The organism is Streptomyces sp. NPDC053367, from assembly GCF_044545925.1.
Lineage (GTDB): Bacteria > Actinomycetota > Actinomycetes > Streptomycetales > Streptomycetaceae > Streptomyces.
Genome location: NZ_JBITYN010000013.1, coordinates 277,733 through 301,393 on the forward strand (window position 1 = coordinate 277,733; position 23,661 = coordinate 301,393).

Sequence of the window (23,661 nt, forward strand, 5' to 3'; positions counted from 1 at the left end):
GGATCCTCCAACGCGTTCCCTCATGCCTCCGGCCCGGTTCCCCCAACGGCCCCGGCCGGACTCACCCGTCCCAGCCAAGACCCTCCGCACGATTCGCACAAGAGCGCCCCCCGGGACTTCCGGGAGTGTGAACCTCCGATCCCTCGAAAATCCTTTGCCCGTATCCCCAGCTTTACGCAGGATGCTGCCATGAGCACCACGGGGGAGAGCGTGACGTGCGCGCTCACGGCGTCCACGGGGGTGGCGCCGTGAGCGCGCGACTGCGCGGCATCGCGAAGGAGACGGAAGAGATCGTCGCGGCCGGGGCCTACCGTGCCCCCGCCGGACACCGGGTCCCGCTCGCCGCGGCCGTCGAGGCGGCCCGCGCGGGCACCCGCGTGTACGGCCCGCAACCGGTACCCGTCCCGCCGGCGGACCCGGTCGGCACCCGCGTCGAGGTCACAGGCGAGAGCAGCCTGGAGGCCGCCCGCCGCGTCGGCGGCCGCGTGGCCGTCCTGAACTTCGCCTCGGCTCGCAACCCGGGCGGCGGCTTCCTCAACGGCGCCCAGGCGCAGGAGGAGGCCCTGTGCCGCGCCTCGGCGCTGTACACCTGCCTGCGTGCGGCCCCGCGGTTCTACGACCACCACCGCGCCCACCGCGACCCGTTCTACACCGACCGTGTCATCCACTCACCCGCCGTGCCGGTCTTCCGCGACGACCGGGGCGGCCTCCTCGACGAGCCGTACCTGGCGGGCTTCCTCACCGCCGCCGCCCCGAACGCCGGTGTCGTACGCCGTACGCTCCCGGAGCGTGCCGCCGAGCTCCCGCGGGCCCTGTCCGCGCGCGCCGAGCGCGTCCTGGAGACGGCCGCCGCCGAGGGCTACCGGCGGCTGGTGCTGGGCGCCTGGGGCTGCGGCGTCTTCCAGAACGACCCGGCGCAGGTCGCGGGCGCCTTCCACGCACTGCTGGGGCGCGGCGGACGGTTCGCCGGTCGGTTCGAGCACGTGGTGTTCGGCGTGCTGGACCGCACCCGGGACGCCGTCGTACGGGGCGCCTTCGAGCGCACCTTCGCGCAGTTGCGTCAGGTCCAGCCGTAGCGCTCGTGCAGCCGCCGCCGGACCAGGTTGAACCGCATCCGGTCCAGCGCGCACGCCTCGCGGCGCATGCCCTGCTCGTGCAGCCGCAGCACCCGGTCGACATCCACCCAGGACTCGCGGCCGGAGCGGTCCCAGGGGCCGCTGCCGATCGCCACCCACTCGCGCTGGTGGTCGTGCCGCTTGCTGGAGAGCTGCACCGCGAGGAGCGTGCCCCGGCCGCGTTCGCGGGCCACCACCAGCACCGGCCGGTCCTTGCCCCGCCCGTCGTGCTCCTCGTACGGCACCCAGGTCCACACGATCTCGCCGGGGTCGGGGTCGCCGTCGTGCGCGGGGCAGTACTCGGTGCGCACGCGGCCCACCGAGTGCGGATCGATCTCGGTGGTCGCGTGCGGGCCGTAACGGCCTGGCGTGTTCTCATCGATGAACGCGGTCACGGGGGCACCTTAGAGGGTGCCGCCGCGACCGCGGGCGGCGATCCGCCTCAGCCTTCGTCCACCTGGACCTTCCGGGTGGAACTCACCGGGACTTTGGGGACACTCGCGCCGTTCACCGGAGAGGTCCCGTTCTGGTTCATCGACGCGAGCAGCTGCCGGGCCAGCCCTAGCCCGGTGCCGCCCATGGTGAGGGCCTTGGCGAACAGGTCGGCCATGCCGTCGGCGCCGTTGAGCAGCACCATGTTGTCGACGTTGCCGAACGCGGACGCCCCGGCCCGGACGATCTCCGGCCAGTTCTCGGCGAGTTGCTGGGCGACGACGGCCTCCTGGTTCTCGGCGAGGGCCGCCGCACGCGCCTTGATGGCCTCCGCCTCCGCGAGCCCCTTCGCCCGCAGCGCCTCCGCCTCCGCGAGGCCCTTGGCCTGGGTGGCGGCCGCCTCGGCCTCACCGGTGGCCCGGGTCTCGCGCGCCTTCGCCTCGGCCACCGACATCCGCGCGTCGCGCTCGGCGTCGGCGAGGGTGCGCTGCTCGTACGCCTTGGCGTCGGCGGGCTTGCGCACATCGGCCTGGAGCTGCTGCTCGCGCCGGTGCGCCTCGAGTTCGGCGACGCGCGTCTCCTGGATGACGACCTCCTGGCGGGCCCCGGCCTCCGCGAGCGGACCCGCCTGCCGGGCCGTGGCGGCGGCCTTGTCCTGCTCCGCCTGGTAGCCGGCCTTGAGGATCTCGCTGTCGCGGGTGGCCTCCGCCATCCGCGCGAACGCCTGCTGCTCCGCCTCGGTCGCCAGCCGGTCGGCCTCCGCCTGCGCGATGCGCGCGTCACGTCGTACCGCCGCGGTGTGCGGGGCGGAGAGGTTCTTGATGTAGCCGGTCGGGTCCTCGATCTCGTGGATCTGCAGCGAGTCGACGATCAGGCCCAGCTTCTCCATCTCGGTGCCGCAGGCCGCACGCGCCTGCCCGGTGAGCTTCTCCCGGTCGCGGATCATGTCCTCGACCGTCAACCCGCCGACGATCGCCCGAAGATGACCGGCGAACACCGTGTGCACGCGCTCCGCCATCAGCTTCTGCTGGTCCAGAAAGCGCCGGGCGGCATTGGCGATCGACACGAAGTCGTCGCCGACCTTGAAGATGACCACGCCCCGCACCTTCAGCGGAATGCCCTGGTGCGTGACGCAGTCGACGTGCAGTTCCGTCTGGTTGAGGTCCAGCGACAGCTTGCGCACGGCCTGCACCCCGGGCAGCACCAGCGTGCCCCGCCCGGTGACGATCCTGAAGCCCATGCCCTCCTCCAAACCCTCCAGACGGTGCTTGGAGCCGGAGATGATCAGGGCCTCGTTGGGTTCCGCGACGCGCCACATCAGTTTGAACAGACCGGTCAGAACGAGCAGGGAGGCGACAGCCGCCCCCGCGATGACGCCGACGAACATCGGCACACCCCCTGTTCCGGGTGCCGTACAGGCACCGAACGTACCGGGAGTGTGAGGCACGCCACAGGTCGTGTACAGGGGCCGCCCGGCCGCTGTTGCCCGCTTGGTACGAAGGCCCTCGCGGGCGTCAACCGCCGTACACCGCCGAGACGTAGACCGTCCGCGGCGGCAGGTACTCCACGACCGTCACCACCGTGCCCCGCTCGATGCGCTCGGTGCCGGCCGCCGCGTAGGCGAGGAAGTGCTCGGCGCCGCCGCGCACGCGGACGATCACCTCACCGACGAGCCCGGGCCCGATCGTGCCGGTGACCCGCCCGAGGAGCCCGACCATCGTGGTGTCGTCCATGGTCACAGCGTACGGGCCGAACCGCCGTGCGCGGCCCGGGAATCCGGGCCGAGATCCCGCGGCGGCACCCGCTCGTGCCAGCGCAGCTCCGCCTCCAACTGGTGGGCGAGCGACACCAGGAGGGGCTCGCTCGAAGCGGGCCCGAGCAACTGCGCGCCCACCGGCAGCCCGCCGGAGACGAACCCGGCCGGGACGTTCACACCGGGCCAGCCGAGGACGTTCCACGGCCACGCGTACGGACAGGCCGCGATCATCGCCCGGTCGGTCGCGAACCCGCCGAGCTCCAGCAGGGCCCCGATCCGGGGCGCGGGCGCGGCGGTCGTGGGCGCGAGGACGACGTCGTACGAGGCGAAGAACGCGCCGATACGGCGGTGCAGCACCGCCTCCGCCCGACGAGCCGCGCGCAGCGGGACCCCGCCGAGCAGCCGGCCCAGCCGGGCGGCGTCCCGGGTGCGCCGGTCGAGCAGCGCGGGGGAGGGCGTCTCGCGCACGTACTCGGCGATGCCGGCGGTGGCGCGCGGCACGAAGGCCAGCCCGATCTGCCCGTACGGCGGGTCGGCCTCCTCCACGGTGTGTCCCAGAGCGGCGAGCGTGCCGGCGAGTTCGACGACCCTGGCGCGGATCTCCGGGTCCAGCCGGGCGGGCAGCGCGGTGAACGGCGGCTTCAGCGCGAGCGCGATCCGCAGCCGGCCGGGGTCGCGGCCGACGGCCGCCGAGACGTCGAGCGGCTCGGGCCGGTGCGGGTCGAGGGCGTGGTTGCCGCTCGCGCAGTCCAGCAGCAGGACCGCGTCGGCGACCGTGCGGGCGAGGGTCCCGTTGACGGTGATGCCCTGGAAGGCCTCACCGCGCGGCCAGGTGGAGATCCGGCCGCGCTGCGGCTTGATGCCGACGAGGTTCGTCCAGGAGGCGGGGATGCGCACCGAGCCGGCCCCGTCGGAGCCGAGCGCGGCCGGCACCAGGCCCGCGGCGACCGCGGCCGCCGAGCCGCCCGACGAACCGCCGGGCGTGTGGCCGGGGTTCCACGGATTGCGGGTCGCGCCGAACGCGGGCCCCTCGGTGAACGGCCACTGCCCCAGCTCGCAGGTGTTGGTCTTGCCGACGATCACGGCCCCGGCCGCGCGCAGCCGGCGTACCGCCTCGCCGTCCTCGCCGGCCGGCGGGAACTCGCCCCGGCAGCCGAACGCGGTCGGCTCGCCCGCCACGTCCATGTCGTCCTTCACCGCGACCGGCACCCCGAGCAGTGGCCGGCGCGTCCCCGCGGCCAGCGCCCGGTCCGCCGCGTCGGCCTCGGCGAGCGCGGCCTCGGCCCGCACGACGCGGAAGGCGTTCAGCGACCCCTGTGTCGCCTCGATGCGGGCCAGCGCCCGCTCGACGAGGGCGCGCGAGGTCACCTCCCCGGCGGCCAGCGCACGGGCGGTCTCCGCGAGCCCTGCGGCACGGTCGAGCGTCATACGGGACACCTCCGGGGGGACGAGCCTGTCCTACCGAACGGTAACGTCAGGAGGGGGGCGGCGGAACGCACTTCACGCACGAGGTCTTACGGAGCGGTGACATGACGGGCGCGGCAGGGACTGCCGGGACCCGCTCCGGCCTAGCGTGGCGGCATGCGCGTGCTGGTCACCGGCGGAGCCGGGTTCATCGGGTCCCATGTCGTCGAGGCGCTGGAGCGCGCCGGTCACGAGACGTCCGTCCTCGACGTCCGGGCGGACCCCGCGCGGGACGTCCGCGACCCCGACGTGGTCGCCCGGGCCGTGGCGGGGGTGGACGCCGTCTGCCACCAGGCGGCGATGGTCGGCCTGGGCGACGGCGTCGCCGACGCCGCCGCGTACGTCTCGCACAACGACCTCGGCACGGCCGTCCTGCTCGCCGCGACGGCCGAGGCCCGCGTGCCGCGCCTGGTGCTGGCCGGGTCGATGGTCGTCTACGGCGAGGGCCGCTACACCTGTCCGCGCCACGGCACCGTACGCCCCGGCCCGCGGGCCGCCGCCGACCTGGACGCGGGGCGCTTCGAGCCGGTGTGCCCGCACTGCGGCACGGACCTGGTCCCCGGTCTCGTCGACGAGGACGCCCCCGTGGACCCGCGCAACGTGTACGCCACGACCAAGCTCGCCCAGGAGCACCTCGCCGCCGCGTGGGCCCGCTGCACCGGCGGCTCGGCGGTGTCGCTGCGCTACCACAACGTGTACGGCCCCCGTATGCCCCGCGACACCCCGTACGCCGGGGTCGCCTCCTTCTTCCGCTCGGCGCTCGCCCGCGGCGAGGCCCCCCGCGTCTTCGAGGACGGGCGCCAGCGGCGCGACTTCGTCCATGTACGGGACGTGGCCGCGGCGAACGCCCTCGCACTGGAGGCGCCGTCCGCCCCCGGCGTGCTCACCGCCTACAACACCGGCAGCGGCGAGCCGCACACCGTCGGCGAGATGGCCGAGGCCCTGGCCGCCGCACACGGCGGACCCGCCCCCCGGGTCACCGGCGAGTACCGGCTCGGCGACGTACGCCACATCACCGCCGACTCCACCCGCCTGCGCACCACGCTCGGCTGGCGGCCACAGGTCGGCTTCACGGAGGGCATGCGGGAGTTCGCCGAGGAGGACCAGCCGAGGCAGGGCGGCGTCGGGCGCCGACCGGAGTGAGTCCGGCCCTGCCGGGGCGGCGTCCGGGGTTGGCCGGGGTGAGTCCGGCCGTGCCGGGGCGGCGTGCGGGGTTGGCCGGGGTGAGTCCGGCTGGGCCGCGGTGGCGTGCGGGGTTGGCCGGGGTGAGTCCGGCCGTGCCGGGGCGGCGTGCGGGGTTGGCCGGGGTGAGTCCGGCTGGGCCGCGCCGACGTCGCGGGGGTCGGCCGGTGGGAGCCCGGCCGCGTCGCGGGGGGTGAGGGTGCGGTCCGGAGGGTTACCGTGCTGTCGGCAGCGTCACCTCGAAGCGGCAGCCGCCCGGGATGTTGCGGACCGTGGCCCGGCCCCGGTGGGCCTCCACGATGCCGCGGACGATGGCGAGGCCGAGGCCCGCGCCCGCCGGGGGCGTGCGGGCGTCGGTGCCCCGCCAGCCGGTGTCGAAGACGCGCGGCAGGTCCTCCTCGGGGATACCGCCGCAGCCGTCGGAGACGGACAGCACGACGCCCTCCGGCGAGCGTTCGGCGCTCACCGCGACCGTGCCGTCGGCCGGGGTCCGCCGGATCGCGTTGACCAGCAGGTTCCCCAGGACCCGGCTCATCTCCCTGCCGTCCACCTCGACCGGCACCGGCTCGACGCCCTCGCCCACCAGCCGCACCCCGTGCTCCCGCGCCAGCGGGTCCGCTCCGGCCAGCGCGTCGCCGACGAGGTCGTACAGCGACATCCGGGTGGGCGCCAGGGCGAGCGCGCCCGCGTGGATGCGGGAGAGCTCGAAGAGGTCGCCGACCATGTCGTTCAGGCGCTCGACCTCGGTGCGCATCTGCCGCAGATAGCGGGGCGGGTCGGCGGCCACGCCGTCCTCCAGCGCCTCCGACATCGCGCGCAGCCCGGCCAGCGGGGTGCGCAGATCGTGCGAGATCCAGGCGACGAGCTCACGCCGTGAGGTTTCCAGGGCACGCTCCCGCTCCCGGGACTCGGCGAGCTTGGCGCTGGTGGCGGCCAACTCCCGGCTGAGCGCGTCGAGTTCCGCGGTGGTCGGCCCGTCGGGGGCCGCGAAGGCGCCGCCGTCGCCGAACGAGCGGGCCGCGACCGCCAGTTCGCGGCTGCGGGCGACCACCCAGCGGGCCAGCAGCAGCGCGGTCGCCAGCGACACGACCGCCGCCATGGCGACCACCGTCGTCACCACGGTCAGGTCGTGCGGCGACAGGAACATCGCCCAGGCCACCGCCAGCGTCCCCGCCAGCATCGCGACCACGCCGACCGCCGCGACCACGGCGAGGGACGCCGTCAGCGAGCGCCGCCGGATCAGGAACAGCACACCCGCCCCGGCCAGACCGGTGACGGCCGCGCCCGCGAAGGCGTACAGGGCGATGAGCAGAGCGTCCGGCATCGGTCAGTCCTCCCCGGTGCCCGGCTCGAAGCGGTAGCCCACGCCCCACACCGTCTGGATGAGCCGCGGCCGGGCCGGATCGTCCTCGACCTTGCCGCGCAGCCGGCGGATGTGCACCGTCACCGTCGACAGGTCGCCGAACTCCCAGCCCCACACCTCCCGCATCAGGTCCTCGCGGCCGAACGCCCGCCCCGGATGGCGCAGGAAGAACAGCAGCAGGTCGAACTCCCGCAGGGTGAGGGCGAGTTCGGTGCCGTCCTTGGTGACCCGGCGGGCGTCCGGGTCGACGGTCAGCCCGGCCGCGGTCAGCCGGTGGCCCGAGGGCGCGGGACGGCTGCGGCGCAGCACCGACTCCACCCGCAGCACCAGTTCGCGGGGGCTGAACGGCTTGGTGACGTAGTCGTCGGCGCCGACCTCCAGACCCAGGACGCGGTCGTCCTCGTCGCCGCGCGCGGTCAGCATGATCACCGGTACGGGCCCGCGTCCACGCAGCCGCCGGCACACCTCCAGGCCGTCCATGCCGGGCAGCATGAGATCCAGCACGACCAGGTCGGGCCGGTGCGCCGCGGCCCGGGTGAGGGCGGTCGGCCCGTCGTCCGCGCGGTCGACCACGTAACCGGCCCGGTCCAGGTATCCGGCCACCACCTCGGAGACGGTCGGATCGTCGTCGACGACCAGGACCCGGGCCGCCGAAGGGCCCTGGCTGTGCGCCCCGGAGGGCTCGTGGGGCTGCTGCATGGCCCCAGCCTCGCACCCCCGCCGAGCGGCGGATCCCGCACGGGCGCGACGTCCGCGTTTCGTAAGGTGCGCGCGTCCGAAATGCCCGGCTCGCGTCCGTAGGGTGAGAGCGTGACGACCCCTCCACCGCCCCTCCCGCCGGACGTCGACGTGGTGCTTCCCTGCCTGGACGAGGCGGAGGCCCTGCCCTGGGTGCTCCGGCGCGTTCCGCCGGGCTGGCGCGCACTCGTCGTCGACAACGGCTCCACCGACGGCTCCCCGCACATCGCCCGCGCGCTCGGCGCGACCGTCGTGCACGAACCGCGCCGCGGCTTCGGCGCCGCCTGCCACGCGGGACTCACCGCGGCCACCGCCGGCATCGTCTGCTTCTGCGACTGCGACGCCTCCCTCGACCCGGCGCTGCTGGTGCCGTTCGTGCGCGAGATCCTCGCCGGCGAGGCCGATCTGGTCCTCGGCCGCAGGCGCCCGGTCCGGCGCGGCACCTTCCCCGCGCACGCCCGCGCCGGCAACCTCGCGCTCACCCGGCTGCTGCGCCGCCGCACCGGGCTTGACCTGCACGACCTCGGCCCGCTGCGCGCCGCCCGCCGCGTGGACCTGCTCGCGCTCGGCCTCACCGACCGGCGCAGCGGCTACCCCCTGCAGATGGTCGTCCGTGCCGCCGACGCCGGCTGGCGCGTCGCCGAGCACGACGTGCCCTATCTGCCCCGCACCGGCGCCTCCAAGGTCACCGGCACCTGGCGGGGCACGTGGCAGGCGGTGCGGGACATGAGCCGCGTCCTCGCGGAACCGGCCGCGCGGGAGAGGGCCGCCCGGTGACCACTCTCGTCGTCATCGCCAAGGAACCCCGCCCCGGCCGGGTCAAGACCCGCCTCACCCCGCCCTTCACCCCCGAGCAGGCCGCCCTGCTCGCGCAGGCCGCGCTCGCCGACACGCTGGAGGCCGTCGCGGCCACCCCGGCCGGCCGGCGCGTCCTCGTCCTCGACGGCGCACCCGGGCCCTGGATGCCGTACGGCTTCGACGTCGTACCGCAGACCTCGGGCACCCTGGACGAGCGGCTCGCGGACGCCTTCGCGCACTGCTCGGGGCCGACCCTGCTCATCGGCATGGACACCCCGCAGGTGACGCCCGCCCTGCTCACCGCCGACCTCACCCGGTACGACGCCTGCTTCGGCCCGGCCGAGGACGGCGGCTTCTGGGCGCTGGGCCTCGCCGAGCCCGACCCCCGGCTGCTGCGGGGCGTGCCCATGTCCCGCCCGGACACCGGGGCCGTACAGCGCGAGCGGCTCGTCGCCGCGGGCCTGCGCGTACGCGACCTGCCCCGGCTGAGGGACGTCGACACCGCCGCCGACGCGCACGCGGTGGCGGCACTCGCCCCGCACGGCCGGTTCGCCGCGCGGCTGGCCAGTTGTACGACGGCGGCCGGCCGGTGAGTTCCACGACGCTGGCCTGGGCGGCCGCCGACCCCTACACCGCCGCCCTGCGCGCCGGCCGCGGCCCGCTGTTCCTGCGCCGCACCGACGGCCGGCTGCTGCCGCTGGAGGTGGAGCGCTGGTGCGCCCGGGCCGACGCGGCCGACCGGGAGGCGCTCGACCGCTGCGAGGGCGCCGTCCTCGACATCGGCTGCGGGCCCGGCCGGCTGGTCGCCGAACTCGCCGCGCGCGGTCGGACCGTCCTCGGCGTCGACGTCAGCCAGGCCGCCGTCGACCACACCCTCCGGCTCGGCGGGGCGGCGCTGCGCCGCTCGGTGTTCGACCCGCTGCCCGCCGAGGGCCGCTGGGGCACGCTGCTGCTGATGGACGGCAACATCGGCATCGGCGGCGAGCCGCGCACCCTGCTGGAGCGGGCGGCAGGACTGCTGCGCCCCGCGGGGCTGCTGCTCGCCGAGACCGACCCGGCGGACGTCGACGAGCGCCTCAGCGTGCAGGTCGTCGACGTCACCGGCGCCCGTCGCGCGGCCGGCGGCGCGTTCCCTTGGGCCCGGCTCGGCACCCCGGCCCTGCTGCGGCTGGCCGGGCAGGCCGGCTGGAGCCCCGCCGGTCAGTGGGGCTCGGGCGGCCGCCGCTTCGTCGCCCTGCGCAGCCGCGCCGCCAGCAGCAGCGCCGAACCGCCGAACAGGACGGCCGTGATCAGCAGCCAGCGCGTCAGGAAGCCGTCCGGCGACAGCGCGGTCACCGACCGGTAGCGCCCCTGCACCGTCCCGAGGACCAGCGGCCACCACACCAGCAGCAGCAGCCCGGACAGCGCCGCCGGCACCCGCACGTACATCACCCACTCCCGCCGGCCGGCCGCCTCCGACCCCCGGACGAGGGCCCGGTCGCAGGCCGCGTACAGCGGCAGCAGCACCAGGTCGTGCAGCAGCGCGGCACCCACGAACCACAGCGCGACGCCGAACCAGTCGCCTTCCAGCAGCCGCACCCCGGCGTACCCGGCGAGCGCGAACGAGCAGGCGAGCAGCAGCAGTCGGAGAGGACTGCCGAGCGGCAGCCGGGCGCGCTTCACAGCTCTCCGAACGTCAGGCGGGCCACCCACTTGGTGTTCAGCACCCCGGGCGCGGCCGGCACGATGATCCGCGCCGGGTGGCCGTGGTCGGGGGAGAGCGGCTCACCGTTGACGTACAGGGCGAGCAGCGAGCGCTCGTCGGCGACCTGGTTGGCCCGCAGCGCCGCCCGCCGGAACGCGCCGTGCCGCTGGAGCGACTCGACGAACACGTCCGGCGGGTCCTGTCCGTCGCCGACGAGCGCGGCGAGGTCCCGCAGCCGCACGCCCCGCCACCACTGGTCCGACGTCGACCAGCCCTCCACGCACGCGATCGGCAACGCGGCACTGTGCAGGGGCATGCGCAGCAGCTCGGCACGGCTCAGCCGGACGGTGCCGGTGCGCCCGGTGACGACCAGCCGCCACGCCTCCTCTCCCGTCTCGGCCGCGCTGATCCCGGCGTAGGCGGCCGTCTTGTTGATCTGGAAGCCGTTCGGGCCGCTGCCGGGCTCGGCCCCGCCGTGCGGTGCGAGCAGCGCGGTGCGCCGCAGCGGGCCGTCGGTGTTCTGCCCGGCCGTGGTGGCGAACAGCAGCAGCGATCCGCCGCCGACGAACCACAGCGCGCCCCGCCGCGACACGGTCGGCTCCGCCGGACGCGGGGACACCAGATCGTCCGCCCCGGCCCTCATCCGGCGCAGATTCCGCACGGCGGCGGGCGTCTTGAGGGCGGCGTGCGCGGCGAACGCGGCGAAGAACACCCACGCGCCGTAGAAGTGCAGCGGGTAGAAGGAGCCGGGGAAGACGTAGTCCAGCTGGACGTTCAGCACCCCGGTGACGAACTCGAACAGCCCCCCGCCCACCAGGAGAAGCAGCGAGACCCGCTCCAGCGCGTGCGCGAGCGAGCGGGCCGGGGGCAGCGTGAACAGCCTCGGCACCACCGACCACAGCTTGGCCAGCAGCACGGGGATCAGGGTGAGGCCGAGGGTGACGTGCACCCCCTGGTTGAGCCGGTACAGCCAGTGCGGGTCGGTCGGCCAGGCGAACAGGTAGAAGCCCAGCAGGCCCTTGCCGGGCGTCTTGTCGTTCACCGGCGACAGATCCGGGTTGTAGGCGGCGTAGGAGACGAGCCCGGTCAGGAACAGCACCGTGATCCCGGCCAGCAGGACCAGCCCGAGGACCGAGGTGAACCAGGGGCCGCGCAAGGGACTGCGCCAGAAGCCGGGGGAGGAGGGAAGGCGTGGGGCGTCGCGCATGACACGACCGTAGGCCGCCACCGCCCGCTCACCCGGTGCGCGACGCATGACGAAACGCTGACGTCCGGCCGCGGCGCCGGGTCCCGCCCGCCCGTCCGCCCTAGCGTGCCGGTGTGACCCGCTCCCCGCGCCGTGACCTGTACGCCGTCCTGGCCGCCGCCCTGCTCGTGACCGCGGCCGTGCTGGTCGGCCGGCACATCCAGGGCACCCGGCGCACGCTGTTCGTGAACTGGCCGCCGCTGCTGGCCGACTGGGAGCCGCACCTCGGTCCCGGCACGCCCGCCGCCCTGACGGTCGCGGCGGCCGTGGTGGCGTACGGCCCGGCGCTCGCCGCCCGGCTGACCTGGCGCGCGCTGCTCGCGGCGGCCTGGGCGGCGAGCCTGGCCTGGATCCTCTCGCTGGCCCTCGTCGACGGCTGGCACCGGGGGATCGCCGAGCAGCTCACCACCCGCCACGAGTATCTGCGCTCCGTCGGCCGCTTCGACGACATCCCGGCCGCCCTGCGGGACTTCACCGCGCACATCCTCCTCGACGCCCCCGGCAACTGGCCCGCCCATGTCGCGGGCCATCCGCCCGGCGCCACCCTCACCTTCGTGCTCCTCGACCGGATCGGGCTGCGCGGCGGCGGCTGGGCCGGGATGTGGTGCATCACCCTCGGCGCGACGGCCTGCCTTGCCGTGCTGGTCGCCGTGCGCGCGCTGGCGGGGGAGGAGCCGGCCCGGCGGGCGGCGCCCTTCCTGGTCCTCGCCCCGGCCGCCGTGTGGACGGGCACCTCGGCGGACGCCTACTTCGCGGCCGTCGCCGCGTGGGCCGTGGCCCTGCTCGCCCTCGCGGTCACCGGCGGCGGGGCCGGCTGGGCGGCCGGCTCCGGCCTGCTGTTCGGGCTGGCCTGCTATCTGTCGTACGGCCTGACGCTGATGGCGTTCCCCGGCGCGGCGGTGCTGCTGCTCGGCCGGCGGGGCGTGCGTGCGCGGCCCCTGGCGCCGGCCGGGCTCTTCCTCGCCGGGCTGGCCGTCGTGCCGGCCGCGTTCACCCTCGCCGGGTTCGACTGGTGGGAGGCGTACCGCCTGCTGGTCACCCGCTACCACCAAGGCGCGGGCGGCGTCCGCCCGTACGGCTACTGGGTGTGGGCCAACCTCGCCTGCGCGGTCCTGGTCACCGGCCCGGCCACGGTGGCGGGGCTGCGGCGGGCGGGGGCGGCGCTGTGGCAGGGCCGCCCGGGGCGAGACCCGGCCGCGCGGGGGCGGGGCGAGACCCGGCTCGCCCTGCTGGTGGCCGCCGCCGCGCTCGCCCTGCTGGCCGCCGACCTCTCCGGTATGAGCAAGGCCGAGACGGAACGCATCTGGCTGCCCTTCGCCGTGTGGCTCCTGCCGGCCGCCGCGTTCCTCGGCCACCCCCGCGCCTGGCTCGCCGCCCAGGCCGTGCTCGCGCTGCTGCTGAACCACCTGCTGCGCACCGGGTGGTGACCCGGCCGGGCGCGGCGGAGGCTGGAGGCATGACGATCGACGTGACGGCCGAGCTGGTCGTCCCGCTGCCCCCGGAGCGCGTGGCCGCCTACGCCATGGACTGGCGGCACGACGCGAGTGGACCCAGGGCATCCGCACCGCCCGGCTGACCCGGGAGGCGGACGGCGGCGGCTCCGGCGTCGGCGCCGAGGTCACCCGCACGAGCCGCACCCGCGGGGCACGCTCGCCCGCGTCCGCGTCCGCGTCCGCGTCCGCATCCGCATCCGCGTCCGCATCCGGCGCGGCGGAGGCGGCCTCTGCCGCATGGCGGCGCCGCTGCTCGCCCGGCAGGTACGCGGCAACCTCGTCAAGGACCTGCGCGACCTGGAGGCGCGGCTCACCTCCTAGCGTGTCGCGGACCAGTGCTGACCAGTGCTGACCAGTGGCGACCAGTGGCGACCCGCTTGGACCAGCTTTATGGACCAGAGGATCTCGCACAGTTTGGCCCTGTCCAGCGGACCATGGCGGCGCAAGAGTAGGAGCGTCCGTAACCCGTAGCGGAGGTTCCCGTGAGCGTCGCCTTTCTGCTGACCACCCTCGTCGTGGTCGTCACCCCCGGCACCGGCGTGGTGTACACGCTGGCCGCCGGGCTGTCCCACGGCCGCAGGGCGAGTGTGACCGCCGCCTTCGCCTGCACCCTCGGTATCGTGCCGCACCTGCTGGCGACGGTGACCGGGCTGGCCGCGCTGCTGCACACCAGCGCCGTCGCGTACGAGACGGTGAAGTACCTCGGTGTCGGTTATCTGCTGTACATGGCGTGGGCGACCCTGCGTGACCGGGACGCGCTGACGGTCGCGGCGCGGAGCGAGCCGCAGTCCGCCGGCCGCGTGATCGTCTCCGGCGTGCTGCTGAACCTGCTCAACCCCAAGCTGACGATGTTCTTCGTCGCGTTCCTCCCGCAGTTCGTGCCCGCGGGCGCGGAGGGCTCCGCCGCGGCGATGCTGCGGCTCGGCGGTGTGTTCATGGCCCTCACCTTCGTGGTCTTCGCCGCGTACGGCCTGTTCGCGGCGGCCGTACGCGACCGGGTGCTCGCCCGCCCCGGGGTGCTGACCGGCGTCCGCCGGGTGTTCGCCGTCTGCTTCGTGGGCCTGAGCGCCCGGCTGGCGGTGGCGTGACCATGCGCTTCCGGCACGCCGACACCCTGCGCGCGCAGTACCCCGAACTCACCGCGGGCGTCCTGTACGCCGACCGCGTGGACACCCCCGCCGACACCGGCCCGGCCGCCGCCGCGCACCTCGCGCGGGCGACGGCCCGGCTCGCCGGGGCCACCGAGGGCGAGTTCCCCGAAGTCCTCGCCTGGCGGCGGACCTTCAGCCGGATGGGGCTGAAGCCCACGCAGTACCGCTGCGCCTCGGAGTCTCTGCTGCGCCGGCTCCGCAGGGAAGGGTCCCTGCCGCGCATCCACCCCGTGGTCGACCTGTGCAACGCCGTCTCGGTCGCCTACGCCGTCCCGGTGGCCGCCCTCGACGCCGACCGCATCGCCGGTCCGCTGCTGGAGGTGCGGCACGCCCGCGGCGACGAGCACTACACGCCCTTCGGCGGCGGCACCGAGCATCCCGCGCCCGGCGAGGTCACCTTCGTCGACGCCGAGGGACGCGCGCACGCCCGCCGCTGGACCCACCGGCAGAGCGGCCACTCCGCGGTCGGCCCGCACACCCGGCGCGTCCTCGTCGTGACCGAGGCCATGCACGACGAGGGCGCCCGGACCGTGCAGGAGCTGCTGAAGACCCTCGCCGCGGAACTGACCGCCCACTGGCCGACCGGCACGGAGACGGCCGTACTGACCGCCGCCGAGCCGGAGTTCACGTTTCCGGACTGAGCAGCCGGGGGTGCGGTGCCGGGAGTCGCACCATGGCACCATCGACCTGATGAACGAACCCGCGGGGCCCGGCTCCGACTTCCTCCAGCTCGACGCCGCCGCCGTGCCCGCCGCCGGCAAGGCGGACTGGCTGGCCGGGCGGCTGCGCGCGGCGATCGCCGACGGCCGGCTCACGGTCGGCAGCCGGTTGCCCTCCACCCGGGTGCTGGCCGGCGAACTGCGCCTGTCCCGCGGGGTGGTGACGGAGGCGTACCGGCGGCTCGCCGAGGACGGGCACGTGGAAGGGCGCCGACGCGGCGGCACGGTCGTGGTCGCCGTGCCGCGCCCGGCACCCGAGGCCCCCGTCCGTCCGTCCGGCCCCCGGCCCGCGCCGGTCTTCACGGGCACGCCCACCGTGGACGTCTTCGACGCCCTGCGGACCGCGCCCGCCCGTGTCGACTTCACCCCCGGCCGCCCCGACCTCGCCGTGTTCCCGCGCACCGCCTGGCTGCGCGCCGAGCGGTCCGTGCTCGCCGAGCTCTCCGCCGACACCCTCGGCTACGGCGACCCGCGCGGCGCCCCGCGACTGCGCCGGGCCGTCGCCGACTGGCTCGCCCGCAGCCGGGGCGTCCGCGTCACACCGGACGAGCTGCTGATCGTGGCCGGCACCGCCCAGGCGCTCACCCTGCTGAACCCCGTCCTGCGCGCGGACGGCATCGACGCCGTCGCCGTCGAGGAGCCCGGCTCGCTCGGTTCCCGACAGCACCTGAGCCACGGGGGCCTGGCCACCCCGCCGGTGCCGGTGGACGACCGCGGCGTCCAGGTCGACGCCCTGCGCGCCACCGGGGCCCGGGCCGTGCTGCTCACACCCGCGCACCAGTTCCCCACCGGAGTGGTGACCAGCGGCGAGCGCCGCCGTGAACTGCTGCGCTGGGCGCAGGAGGGCGGGCTCATCCTGGAGGACGACTACGACGCCGAGCACCGCTACGACCGCCCGCCGGTGCCCGCGCTGCGCTCCCTGCTCGCCGACCGGGTCTGCTACCTCGGCAGCGTGTCCAAGCTGCTCGCGCCCGCGCTGCGCATCGGCTGGACGGTGCCGCCGCCCCGGTACCGGCCCGCCCTGGTCGACGCCAAGCGGTTCACCGACCTGGGCAATCCGGTCCTGCCGCAGCTGGTGCTCGCGCGGCTCATGGAGTCGGGCGACCTGGAGCGGCACCTGCGGATGCTGCGGGGCCGGCACCGGCGCCGCCGTGACGCGATGATCGCCGCCGTCGCCGAGCACCTGCCCGGGTCGGTGGTGCACGGCGCCGCGGCCGGACTGCACCTCACCGTCACCTACGCGTCGGACGTGCCCGACACCGAGCTGGCCGAGGCCGCGCTCGCCCGCGGTGTGAAGTGCCAGCCGCTGTCCTGGCACCGCCAGTCACCCGGCCCCCCTGGTCTCGTCCTCGGCTACTCGGCGACCCCGCCGGGCGTGATCGCCGAGGGAGTCGCGACGCTGGGCCGCGCCCTGCGCGAACTCGGCGCCTAGATACCCCACTGGGGTATCAAATTCCTTCCTGGAACCCCTTGCCCTCCATACGGGTGGGGGGTATATCTTTCTCTCACGGATACCCCCTGGGGGTATCCACAGGATCGCTGACCGACCTCGATTCCAGGAGGAAGAATGTCCGGCTGCTGCACCCCCGAAGGCACCTGCCACACCGAACCGGCCGAGGACACCGTCCAGGCCGTCACGGCCACCGCCGACCCGGCCGAGGCACCCGCCGAGGGCCTCGCCGACGCCGGCCAGGGCTCCGTGGGCGGCGTGCCCGCCTGAGCCCCACCCGGCGGCCGGGGCCACCCCCGGCCCCGGCCGCCTCCCCTTCGCACGCATTCCAGAGAGGTACGCGATGTCAGCCGCCGATCCCCGGCGCTGGTGGGCCCTGCTCGTGCTCGCCGCAGCCCAGTTCATGGTCATCATGGACACCTCGATCATCGGGGTGGCCCTTCCCGAAATGCAGCGCGACCTCGGCTTCACGCCCGGTGACCTGCAATGGGTGTTCAACGCCTACGTCATCGCCTTCGGCGGCCTGCTGCTGCTCGGCGGCCGGCTGTCCGATCTGCTCGGCGCCCGCCGGGTGTTCACGGCGGGCTGGGCGGTGCTGATCGCCGGCTCGGTCGTCGCGGCCGCCGCGCAGACCGCCTGGGTCGAGGTCCTCGGCCGGGCCGTCCAGGGCGCCGGCGGCGCGCTCATCGCCCCGTCCGCCATGACCCTGCTGATGATCCTCTTCGCCCATGACCCGCGCGAACTCGGCAAGGCCATGGCCCTGTACGGCGCGGCCGCGCCCGCGGGCGGCACCGCCGGCGTCTTCCTCGGCGGCGTCTTCACCGAATGGCTCAGCTGGCCCTGGGTGTTCATCGTCTACGTCCCGATCGGCCTGGCCACCCTCGCCGCCACCGGCCTGCTCCCGGCCGTGGCCCCGCGGCGCGGTGGGGTCGACCTCCTCGGCGCCGTCACCGTCACCGCCGGTCTCGCCCTGGCCGTCTTCGCCGTCGTACGGGCGCCGGAGGCCGGGTGGGGGTCCGCGCAGACGCTCCTCGAACTCGGCGCGGCAGCCGCCCTGCTGGCGCTGTTCCTCGTCGTGCAGAAGACCGTGCGCGAGCCGCTGATGCCGCTCGGCATCTGGCGGGTGCCGCGGCTGGGCTCGGCCAACCTGGCGATGACGCTGCTCGGCGCCGCGTGGATCCCCATGTGGTACTTCCTCAACCTCTACCTGCAACAGGTCCTCGGCTACGGGGCGTTCGCGTCCGGCGCCGCGCTGCTGCCGATGACGGGCCTGCTGATGGTCTTCATGACCGCGGTCACGGCCCGGCTGCTGGGCCGCTTCGGCGCCAAGCCGCTCATCGGCGGCGGGCTGCTGGTCCTCGCGCTCGGCCTGCTGTGGCTGTCCGCCGTGGAACCGACCGGCAGCTTCGCGGCCGACGTCCTGCCCGCCTCGCTGGTCGCCGCGCTCGGCATGTCGCTGGCGTACATCCCGGCGATGATGGCCGCCATGTCGGGCGCCCCGCAGGAGCAGGCGGGCCTGGCCTCCGGCATCGTCAACACCACCTACCAGGTGGGCTCCGCGCTGGGCCTGGCCGCCCTCACCGCCCTGGCCACCTCGCAGGGGGCCGACCGGCTCGGTGACGCGGCCGCCCTCACCGGCGGCTTCTCCGCCGCCTTCCTCGCCGCCGCCGTGATCGCGGCCGTCGGCGGACTCGCCACCCTGTTCTGGATGCGCGGCGCCAACGCCGCACAGCCCAGGCGGGAGGCGGCGCAGAAGGTGTCCGCCTGACGACGGGACGCCGTACGGCCGGGGGCGCCCGGCGGCTGGAGCAGCCGCCGGGCGCCCCCGGGCGTGTGGTGTGAGCGATCAGTGGACGTGCGGGCCGCCCGTCGACTGCGGCTTGCCCTGCGGTACGAGCCCCAGGGACACCGCGGCCCCGGCGGCGGCGACGACCGCGGCCACGGTGAACGCGTCGGTGAAGCCGCCGACCGAACCGCGGTCGATGCCGGCCGCGGCGACCGTCGACATGACGGCCACCCCGATGGAACCGCCCACCTCGTGGAAGGTGTTGACCACCCCCGAGGCCAGCCCCGCCTCCTCGTGGCCGACCAGCGCCAGCGCGGTCGTCGTGGCCGTGACGAACACCGAGCCGAGGCCGAACGAGGCCACCACGAGGCCCGGCAGCAGACCGGCGACCACGCTCCCGTCGGAGGACAGCCACGTCAGCGGCAGCGTCCCCGCCGCGGCGACGGCCAGCCCGGCCACCGCGGTCGGCCTGCTGCCCAGGGTGCCCACGAGCCGCGCCCCCAGGTGGGCGCCGAGCGCGGTGGCCACCGCGACCGGCAGGAACACCAGGCCTGTGCGCAGGGCGCTGAAGCCGCGAGCGTGCTGGAGGTACACCGAGCCGAGGAAGAAGTACGAGATGAGCAGCGCGGTCGCGGTGAGCATCAGGAACGCGCCCGCGATCACGGGGCGCCGCGTGAACATCCGCAGGTCCATCAGCGGGGCCCGGCTCGCCCGCTCCACCGCGGCGAAGACGGCGTACAGCACCAGGGCCCCGAGCAGCGGCAGCACCGTGGCGGGGTCGCCCCAGCCCGCGTCACCGGCCTTCACCAGGCCGTAGATCAGCGCGCCGGTGCCCGCGGTCACCAGCACGGCGCCGGGCACGTCGAGCCGGGCCGGCCGCGGGGCGTGGCGCGGGAGCAGGGAGGGCAGCGCGGCGAGGGCGACCAGGCCGACGGGGACGTTCAGGTAGAACACCCACTCCCAGCCCGGCCCCTCGGTCAGCGCTCCGCCGAGCAGCACCCCGACCGCCGACCCCGTCCCGCCGATCGCGGCCCAGACCCCGAGGGCCTTGTGGCGGGCGGCGCCCCGGAAGGCGGTGGTGACGATCGCGAGCGCCGCCGGCGACAGCAGAGCGGCGCCGACGCCCTGGGCGATCCGGCCGCCCAGCAGCACGGACGCGTCCGGCGCGAGCCCGGTGACCAGGGACGCGGCCGTGAAGAGCGCCAGTCCCGCAAGGACCGTGCGGTGTGCCCCGAGCGCGTCGGCCAGCCGGCCGCCGAGCAGCATCAGCCCGCCGAAGGCGAGGGTGTAGGCGGTGACCACCCAGGTGAGGGTCTCGCGGCCGAGGCCCAGATCGGCCGCCATGTCCGGCAGGGCGACGTTCACCACGGTGACGTCGAGGACGAGCATGAACTGCGCCAGACACAGCATCACGAGCAGCGGGACCGCACGGCGGGGTGCGGAGGCTTCCGTGTCGTGGGAGGGGTCGGCGGTGGTGTGGTGGGCGTGCGTCATGAACTGAACTGTACGGAACAGTTCAATTGAACTCAACAGTTCAGTTCAGTCGGCTTGCGAAAGGACCGGCCGCGCGTGATCGCTCAGGTCGCCACCGGGTGTCCTGCCGGGCCTCACCGCTCAGGGCGCCACTCGGTGTGCCCGTCGTACGCCCACCGCCGCCACGACCGCGCCGAGCACGCACAGCACGCCCGCCACCAGCACGGCCGTGTGCACACCGTTCATGAACGCCTGGTGGCTGCCGTCGACGACCGCCGCCCGCAGCCCGCCGGGCAGGCCGGGGGAGACCGGGGCGACCCCCATCGCCACCGCGTCCCTCGCCTCGTACAGCCCCTCCGCCACCGGACCCGGCACGCCGGCGCCGGTCAGCTCTCCGGTGAGGGTGGAGCCGGCCCGGCCGCTGATCAGGGAGACCAGGACGGAGGTGCCGAGGGCGCCGCCGATCTGCAGCGCGGTGGCCTGCAGGCCGCCCGCCACACCACCGTCGCTGACCGGCGCGTTGCCCACGACGGCCTCCGACGACGACGCCATCACCATGCCCACGCCCAGCCCGAGCGCGACGAACGGCGGCCACATCACGCCGTAGGACGACTGCGCGGTCCAGCCGAGCATCACCCAGCAGGCGACCGCCTGGAGCGCCATGCCCAGCGGCATGGTCAGCCGCGGCCCGAACCGGTCCGTGAGCACCGCGCCCAGCGGCGAGGCCACGACCGACGCCAGGCTCAGCGGCAGCGTGCGCACCCCCGCCTCGACCGGGGTGAAGCCCCGCACGTTCTGCAGGTAGAGCATGACGAAGAAGATCACACCGAGCAGCACGAAGAAGTTCAGCGCGGTGATCACGGTCCCGATGGTCAGCGCCGGGTTGCGGAACAGCCGCATCGGAAGCAGCGGCGAGGCGACCCGCGTCTCGTGGAGGGCGAAGAGGAGCAGGACGGCCGCGCCCCCGCCGATCGCGCCCAGCGTCCCGGCCGAGGTCCAGCCCCAGGTCTCGCCCTTGACCACGCCGAACACGACCGCGAGCAGCCCCAGCGCCAGCAGCGCGACCCCGGGGACGTCGAACCGCTCACCGGCCGCCGCGCTGTTCCGGGTCTGCGGCAGGACGACCGCGCTGAACACCAGCGCCAGGACGCCGACGGGCGCGTTGACGTAGAACACGGACTCCCAGTTCACGTGCTCCACGAGCAGCCCGCCCACGATGGGGCCGAGCGCGGTGGACACCGAGGACACCATCGCCCAGATGCCCACCGCCATGCCGAACCTCTTCGGCGGGAACACCGCCCGCAGCATCCCGAGCGTGTTCGGCATCAGCAGCGCGCCGAAGAAGCCCTGCGCCGCTCGGAAGGCGATCACGCCCTCGATCGAGCCGGCGAGCCCGATGGCGACGGACGCGAGCGTGAACCCGGCGACGCCGACCAGATAGAAGGTCCGGCGGCCGAACCGGTCGCCGAGCTTGCCGCCGAGGATCAGGGCCGCGGCGAGCGCCAGCAGATAGGAGTTGGTGACCCATTGCAGATCGGCGGTGGAGGCGTGCAGGTCACGGCCGATCTCGGGGTTCGCGATCGACACGACCGAGCCGTCGAGGCCGACCATGAACAGGCCGAAGGCGACGGCGGTCAGCGTCAGCCACGGGTTGGCGCGCAGACCACGGGGCTGCGGCACGGGCGGCACGGGGGTCGTCGGAGTCGTCGGGGCGTGGGAGCCCGGGGCGACGGAGGGCATGGAGGTGCCTCGTCCTTCAGGAAGGTGCGGGGAAGCGTGCCCCGCGGGTGATCAACGGGCGGTGTCGTGAAGGTGCCGGTTCAACGACACCAGCGCGCCCAGCGCGGAGCCGAGGGCGTCCTGCTCGCCGTCGGTCAGGGCGTGCAGCGCCCGCGTCAGCCGGTCGGCCATCAGCTGCTGGACCTCGGTGACCCGCTGCCGCGCGGTCGGAGTGAGGTGCAGATGGGCGACCCGCTTGTCGGCCGGGTCCGGCTGGCGCTCCAGCAGGCCCTGCGCGGTCAGCTGGGTGACCAGCGCGCTGACGTTGTTCGGCTTCATCAGCAGCGCCTCGGCCGCCGCGCGCACGGTGACACCGTCGTACGTCTCCACATGCCGCAGCAGTGCCAGCTGGGCCTCGGAGGGCCTGGGGTGGACGTACTCCCGGCCGGCCTGGCGGTCCAGGGCCCGGGACAGCGCGGGCAGACACGCCACGAGCGTCGCCGCCACGCGGTCGAGGTCCTGGCTGTCCTGGGGCATGCCCCGAGCTTAGGTATGGCGCCATACCTATGTCAAAGGAGGTGACTCGGCGGACGTACGAGCGCGCGATCCCCGCCCCCGGGCTAGCCTGAACCCCAGGGACAAGGCGCACCCCTGCCGGCCCGGCACGTCCCCGTGCCACGCCGCCTTCTCCCCGTCGCCGGCACAGCTCCCGTCCCCCGGAGGTAGCAGCCATGGCCGACTGGCGCGGACGCGCGGTACGAGCGGGCAAGCGGCCCTTCACCCGGCCGCCGGCCGCCCCGCGGGTCAGCAGCGCCAAGGAAGAGGCACCCGAGCACACGATGGACCCGCGCGCCGACGAGGAGCAGGAACCGGACTCGGTGTCCCTGCAGCGCACCATCGTCGACGCCGCCCTGTACCGCGACGGCCACCGCATCGACGGACACGGCTCCCTGGCGGAGATCTACCGCAAGCTGCCCGGCGAGCCCGGCACCATGGCCTGGATCGGCCTGTACCGCCCGGCCGAGGGCCAGCTGCTGGCGGCGGCCGAGCAGTTCGGACTGCACGAGCTGGCCGTCGAGGACGCCATCGTCGCCCACCAGCGGCCCAAGCTCGAACGCTACGGCGAGACCCTGTTCGTGGTCCTGCGCGCCGCCCGCTATCTCGACGAGGCCGAGGAGGTCGACTTCGGCGAGATACACCTCTTCATCGGCCCCGACTTCGTCCTCACCGTCCGCCACTCCCAGGCCCCCGACCTCGGCGCGGTGCGCGCCCGCCTGGAGAAGGACCCCGAACTGCTGGCGCTCGGGCCCGAGGCGGTGCTCTACGCCGTGCTGGACGCCGTGGTCGACGGCTACGCGCCGGTCATCGCCGGCCTGCAGAACGACATCGACGAGATCGAGACCGAGGTCTTCGGCGGCGACCCCAAGGTCTCCCGCCGTATCTACGAGCTGTCCCGCGAGGTCATCGAGTTCCAGCGCGCCGCCCGCCCGCTGCTGGGCATCATGCGGGACCTGGAGGCGGGCTTCGAGAAGTACGGCACCGACGAGGAGCTCCGCCGCTATCTGCGCGACGTCGCCGACCACGCCACCACGGCCGCCGAGCGGGTCGACGGCTTCCGGCAGATGCTGGAGAACATCCTCACCGTCAACGCCACGCTCGTCTCCCAGGCGCAGAACGAGGAGATGAAGCTGATGGCCGAGGCGGGGCACGCGCAGAACAACGAGATCAAGAAGATCTCCTCCTGGGCGGCCATCCTCTTCGCCCCGACCCTCGTCGGCACGGTCTACGGCATGAACTTCGACCATATGCCGGAGCTGCACTGGATCTTCGGCTATCCCTTCGCCATCGCCCTGATGGCCGTGGTCTGCGTCAGCCTCTACCTCGTGTTCAAGCGCCGCGACTGGCTGTGACCCCGTCGAGCGCCTGGCGCAGCCGGTCCGCCGGGTACGGGGTGCGCCTGCTGTGCGTGAGCAGGGCGGTGAAGAAGTCGTCGAGGACGAGCGAGGCCCGGGCGTGCCGGTCGACCAGCGCCGCGATCCCGGGCGGCACCGCCACCGGGCGCGCCCCGCGACCCACGCGCGCAGGAAGTCCG

Annotated in this window: 23 protein-coding genes; 12 read left to right on the forward strand and 11 right to left on the reverse strand. The window is 74.9% G+C overall.

The features are described from left to right. Window positions 1-248: 248 nt before the first annotated feature. Window positions 249-1,076, forward strand: a complete 828-nt coding sequence (locus ACIGXJ_RS32820; RefSeq protein ID WP_399653204.1) for a TIGR02452 family protein — start codon at window positions 249-251, stop codon at window positions 1,074-1,076. Here the strand turns inward: ACIGXJ_RS32820 and ACIGXJ_RS32825 are convergent. From ACIGXJ_RS32825 to ACIGXJ_RS32840, 4 genes are all read right to left on the reverse strand, one after another. After that, complete coding sequence (locus tag ACIGXJ_RS32825; RefSeq protein WP_399653206.1) at window positions 1,061-1,510, reverse strand: type II toxin-antitoxin system PemK/MazF family toxin; 450 nt, start codon at window positions 1,508-1,510, stop codon at window positions 1,061-1,063. The two genes, ACIGXJ_RS32820 and ACIGXJ_RS32825, sit on opposite strands and share 16 nt — an antisense overlap. Window positions 1,511-1,557: 47 nt before the next feature. After that, complete coding sequence (locus ACIGXJ_RS32830) at window positions 1,558-2,934, reverse strand: flotillin family protein (RefSeq protein ID WP_399653208.1); 1,377 nt, start codon at window positions 2,932-2,934, stop codon at window positions 1,558-1,560. Between the two features lie 127 nt (window positions 2,935-3,061). Then, window positions 3,062-3,280 carry a hypothetical protein gene (locus ACIGXJ_RS32835; protein WP_399653211.1) on the reverse strand — a complete coding sequence of 73 codons (219 nt, stop codon included), beginning with the start codon at window positions 3,278-3,280 and terminating at the stop codon, window positions 3,062-3,064. 2 nt (window positions 3,281-3,282) lie between these two features. Beyond that, complete coding sequence (locus ACIGXJ_RS32840; protein ID WP_399653213.1) at window positions 3,283-4,731, reverse strand: amidase; 1,449 nt, start codon at window positions 4,729-4,731, stop codon at window positions 3,283-3,285. Between the two features lie 153 nt (window positions 4,732-4,884). Here ACIGXJ_RS32840 and ACIGXJ_RS32845 point away from each other — a divergent pair, with 153 nt between their 5' ends. Further along, entirely contained in the window at window positions 4,885-5,910 is a 1,026-nt protein-coding gene (locus ACIGXJ_RS32845; RefSeq protein ID WP_399653216.1) for an NAD-dependent epimerase/dehydratase family protein, read from the forward strand. Between the two features lie 253 nt (window positions 5,911-6,163). On the opposite strand, the gene ACIGXJ_RS32850 is transcribed toward ACIGXJ_RS32845, so the two are convergent. Both ACIGXJ_RS32850 and ACIGXJ_RS32855 read right to left on the reverse strand, forming a co-directional pair. Continuing rightward, complete coding sequence (locus ACIGXJ_RS32850; RefSeq protein ID WP_399653219.1) at window positions 6,164-7,273, reverse strand: sensor histidine kinase; 1,110 nt, start codon at window positions 7,271-7,273, stop codon at window positions 6,164-6,166. Between the two features lie 3 nt (window positions 7,274-7,276). Further along, entirely contained in the window at window positions 7,277-8,011 is a 735-nt protein-coding gene (locus ACIGXJ_RS32855; RefSeq protein ID WP_399653222.1) for a response regulator transcription factor, read from the reverse strand. A 111-nt stretch (window positions 8,012-8,122) separates the two neighbouring features. Here ACIGXJ_RS32855 and ACIGXJ_RS32860 point away from each other — a divergent pair, with 111 nt between their 5' ends. From ACIGXJ_RS32860 to ACIGXJ_RS32870, 3 genes are read left to right on the forward strand one after another with little or no spacing between them, the layout of a single operon-like run. Beyond that, window positions 8,123-8,827, forward strand: a complete 705-nt coding sequence (locus ACIGXJ_RS32860; protein WP_399653224.1) for a glycosyltransferase family 2 protein — start codon at window positions 8,123-8,125, stop codon at window positions 8,825-8,827. Further along, window positions 8,824-9,441, forward strand: coding sequence for a DUF2064 domain-containing protein (locus ACIGXJ_RS32865; RefSeq protein ID WP_399653227.1), 618 nt, complete (start codon window positions 8,824-8,826; stop codon window positions 9,439-9,441). Before ACIGXJ_RS32860 ends, ACIGXJ_RS32865 begins: the two co-directional genes overlap by 4 nt. Next, window positions 9,438-10,193, forward strand: a complete 756-nt coding sequence (locus ACIGXJ_RS32870; protein WP_399653230.1) for a class I SAM-dependent methyltransferase — start codon at window positions 9,438-9,440, stop codon at window positions 10,191-10,193. The genes ACIGXJ_RS32865 and ACIGXJ_RS32870 overlap by 4 nt, the downstream gene beginning before the upstream one ends. Window positions 10,194-10,506: 313 nt before the next feature. Here ACIGXJ_RS32870 and ACIGXJ_RS32875 read toward each other — a convergent pair whose 3' ends face one another. Then, window positions 10,507-11,739 (reverse strand): molybdopterin-dependent oxidoreductase, encoded by a 1,233-nt coding sequence (locus ACIGXJ_RS32875; RefSeq protein ID WP_399653232.1) that lies wholly within the window; start codon window positions 11,737-11,739, stop codon window positions 10,507-10,509. A 113-nt stretch (window positions 11,740-11,852) separates the two neighbouring features. Here ACIGXJ_RS32875 and ACIGXJ_RS32880 point away from each other — a divergent pair, with 113 nt between their 5' ends. The 6 genes from ACIGXJ_RS32880 to ACIGXJ_RS32905 all read left to right on the forward strand — a co-directional run bounded on the left by ACIGXJ_RS32880 (window position 11,853) and on the right by ACIGXJ_RS32905 (window position 18,359). After that, window positions 11,853-13,205, forward strand: coding sequence for a hypothetical protein (locus ACIGXJ_RS32880; RefSeq protein ID WP_399653235.1), 1,353 nt, complete (start codon window positions 11,853-11,855; stop codon window positions 13,203-13,205). A gap of 548 nt (window positions 13,206-13,753) precedes the next feature. After that, window positions 13,754-14,359 carry a LysE family translocator gene (locus ACIGXJ_RS32885; RefSeq protein WP_399653237.1) on the forward strand — a complete coding sequence of 202 codons (606 nt, stop codon included), beginning with the start codon at window positions 13,754-13,756 and terminating at the stop codon, window positions 14,357-14,359. A gap of 2 nt (window positions 14,360-14,361) precedes the next feature. Continuing rightward, window positions 14,362-15,063, forward strand: coding sequence for a B3/4 domain-containing protein (locus ACIGXJ_RS32890; RefSeq protein ID WP_399653325.1), 702 nt, complete (start codon window positions 14,362-14,364; stop codon window positions 15,061-15,063). A 49-nt stretch (window positions 15,064-15,112) separates the two neighbouring features. Next, on the forward strand, window positions 15,113-16,573 hold the full coding sequence (locus tag ACIGXJ_RS32895; RefSeq protein WP_399653240.1) for a PLP-dependent aminotransferase family protein: 1,461 nt from the start codon (window positions 15,113-15,115) through the stop codon (window positions 16,571-16,573). A 135-nt stretch (window positions 16,574-16,708) separates the two neighbouring features. Beyond that, window positions 16,709-16,861 (forward strand): hypothetical protein, encoded by a 153-nt coding sequence (locus ACIGXJ_RS32900; protein WP_399653242.1) that lies wholly within the window; start codon window positions 16,709-16,711, stop codon window positions 16,859-16,861. A gap of 73 nt (window positions 16,862-16,934) precedes the next feature. Next, window positions 16,935-18,359, forward strand: coding sequence for an MFS transporter (locus ACIGXJ_RS32905; RefSeq protein ID WP_399653245.1), 1,425 nt, complete (start codon window positions 16,935-16,937; stop codon window positions 18,357-18,359). Window positions 18,360-18,437: 78 nt separating this feature from the next. Here the strand turns inward: ACIGXJ_RS32905 and ACIGXJ_RS32910 are convergent, their stop codons facing one another. The 3 genes from ACIGXJ_RS32910 to ACIGXJ_RS32920 form a co-directional block, all read right to left on the reverse strand. Next, entirely contained in the window at window positions 18,438-19,871 is a 1,434-nt protein-coding gene (locus tag ACIGXJ_RS32910; RefSeq protein ID WP_399653247.1) for a DHA2 family efflux MFS transporter permease subunit, read from the reverse strand. A gap of 120 nt (window positions 19,872-19,991) precedes the next feature. After that, a complete protein-coding gene (locus tag ACIGXJ_RS32915; protein WP_399653250.1) occupies window positions 19,992-21,590 on the reverse strand; it encodes an MFS transporter in 1,599 nt (532 codons plus the stop codon). A 51-nt stretch (window positions 21,591-21,641) separates the two neighbouring features. After that, on the reverse strand, window positions 21,642-22,106 hold the full coding sequence (locus ACIGXJ_RS32920) for a MarR family winged helix-turn-helix transcriptional regulator (protein WP_399653253.1): 465 nt from the start codon (window positions 22,104-22,106) through the stop codon (window positions 21,642-21,644). 194 nt (window positions 22,107-22,300) lie between these two features. Here ACIGXJ_RS32920 and ACIGXJ_RS32925 point away from each other — a divergent pair, with 194 nt between their 5' ends. Further along, the gene (locus tag ACIGXJ_RS32925; protein WP_399653255.1) at window positions 22,301-23,479 is read left to right on the forward strand and encodes a magnesium and cobalt transport protein CorA; all 1,179 of its coding nucleotides are present in this window, start codon (window positions 22,301-22,303) and stop codon (window positions 23,477-23,479) included. Here ACIGXJ_RS32925 and ACIGXJ_RS32930 read toward each other — a convergent pair. Next, the gene (locus tag ACIGXJ_RS32930) at window positions 23,457-23,645 is read right to left on the reverse strand and encodes a hypothetical protein (protein WP_399653257.1); all 189 of its coding nucleotides are present in this window, start codon (window positions 23,643-23,645) and stop codon (window positions 23,457-23,459) included. The two genes, ACIGXJ_RS32925 and ACIGXJ_RS32930, sit on opposite strands and share 23 nt — an antisense overlap. Window positions 23,646-23,661 lie beyond the last annotated feature (16 nt).